The 2,004-nt window shown below is 69.8% G+C and carries 2 protein-coding genes; both read left to right on the forward strand.

Annotated elements, in window-relative coordinates:
• Positions 1-103: 103 nt before the first annotated feature.
• On the forward strand, positions 104-1,084 hold the full coding sequence (locus GTR00_RS24480; RefSeq protein WP_166613268.1) for a carbohydrate ABC transporter permease: 981 nt from the start codon (positions 104-106) through the stop codon (positions 1,082-1,084).
• Positions 1,081-1,977: a carbohydrate ABC transporter permease gene (locus GTR00_RS19820; protein ID WP_166613269.1), complete on the forward strand. Its 897-nt coding sequence runs from the start codon at positions 1,081-1,083 to the stop codon at positions 1,975-1,977. Before GTR00_RS24480 ends, GTR00_RS19820 begins: the two co-directional genes overlap by 4 nt.
• Positions 1,978-2,004: the final 27 nt, after the last annotated feature.

Below are 2,004 nucleotides of genomic sequence, written 5' to 3' on the forward strand. Positions count from 1 at the left end.
CGCGGGCGGCCGCCCCGTCCCGCCCCCGGACGGTCCCGGACCGGTCCCGGACCAGCTCCGCCCCAGCCCTGCTCCAGCCGAACCCCACCCGCGAGGAGACGTCGTGAGCGCTCCCAGCACGACCGCCCCACCGGCCCCGGCCGGCCGCGGCTCGAAGACCCCCGCTCCGGAGCAGTCGCTGCGCTCGCGGCTGTTCCGGTTCGAGGGCCTCGCCGCGCCGTACGCCTACATCGCCCCCTTCTTCCTGCTGTTCTTCGCCTTCGGGCTCTTCCCGCTCGTCTACACGATGTGGATCAGCTTCCACTCCTACGACCTGGGCGGGGAGCCGGAGTTCAACGGCTGGGAGAACTACACCTGGCTCTTCACGAGCGAGGAGTTCTACAACGCGCTGTGGAACACCTTCACGCTCGGCGTGATCTCCACCGTCCCGCAGCTCATGCTGGCCCTGGGCCTGGCGCACCTGCTGAACTACCGCATGCGCGGGCGCAACTTCTTCCGCGTGTCGATGATGATGCCGTACGCCACCTCGGTGGCGGCCTCCACGCTCGTCTTCGCCCAGATCTTCGGCCGGGACAACGGCCTGGCGAACTGGCTGCTCTCGCTGGTCGGCGTGGACGGCCTGGACTGGCGCAACGGCGACCTCAGCGCGCAGATCGCCATCTCGATCATCGTCATCTGGCGCTGGACGGGCTACAACGCCCTCATCTACCTGGCCGGCATGCAGTCCATCCCGCAGGACCTGTACGAGGCCGCGGCCCTGGACGGCGCGAACCGCTGGCAGCAGTTCGTGCACGTCACCCTGCCGGGCCTGCGCCCGACGATCCTGTTCACCGTCGTGGTCTCCACCATCGGCGCCACCCAGCTCTTCGGCGAGCCGCTGCTCTTCGGCGGCGTGGACGGCGGGGCGCTGAACCAGTACCAGACGCTGGGGCTGTTCATGTACCAGCAGGGCTGGGCCTACGGCGCGCTGGGCCGGGCCGCCACCATCGCGTGGGTGACGTTCCTGCTCATCATCGTCCTGGTCCTGCTCAACACCGCGCTGGCCCGCTGGCGCGACCGCGACCGCGAAGGAGCCCGGCGATGACCGCGACGACCGTCCGCGACGCAGCCCTGGCCGCGCCCACCCCGGCCTCCGACGGCCGCCGCCGGCGCTACCGCGCCCCCGACGCCGCCGGCTGGCTCACCTACGTGCTGCTGGGCATCACGGCGTTCGTCTTCCTCGTGCCGTTCTACTACATGATCGTCGCGGCGAGCCGGCCGATGTCGGAGATGACGCAGTCGCCGCCGCCGTTCCTGCCCGGGCCCTACCTGTGGCAGAACATCACCACCGCCCTGGAGCAGCAGGCCATCGGCCTGGCCATCGTGAACTCGCTGGTCGTCTCCGGCGTCACGACCGTCGGCACCCTGCTCTTCTGCACCCTGGCCGGGTTCGCCTTCGCCAAGCTGCGCTTCAAGGGCAAGAACCTCCTGTTCGCCGTGACCATCGGCACCCTGATGATCCCGCCGACGCTGGGCGTCGTGCCGCTGTACAAGATCATGTCCGACTGGGGCCTGGCGGGCCGGCTGGAGTCGGTGATCCTGCCCTCCCTGGTCACCGCGTTCGGCGTGTTCTTCATGCGCCAGTACCTCGTGCAGACGCTGCCCGACGAGCTGCTGGAGGCCGCCAGGGTCGACGGCGCCTCCTCCACCCGCACCGTGTTCAGCATCGTGCTGCCCATCGCCCGCCCGGGCATGGCCGTGCTGGGGATGCTCACGTTCATGACGGCCTGGAACGACTTCTTCTGGCCCGTCATCGCGCTGAACTCCTCGATGCCCACGGTGCAGGTCGCCCTGAACAACCTCGGCAGCGGCTACGTGCCCGACACCTCGATCATCATGGCGGGCACCCTCGTCGGCACCCTGCCGGTCATCGTGGTCTTCGTGCTGCTGGGCAAGCAGATCGTCAGCGGCATCATGGCCGGCGCCGTCAAGGGCTGAGACCCGCCCGCTCCCCACGCCCCACCC

This window comes from Kineococcus indalonis, assembly GCF_009906395.1.
Classification (GTDB): Bacteria; Actinomycetota; Actinomycetes; order Actinomycetales; family Kineococcaceae; genus Kineococcus; species Kineococcus indalonis.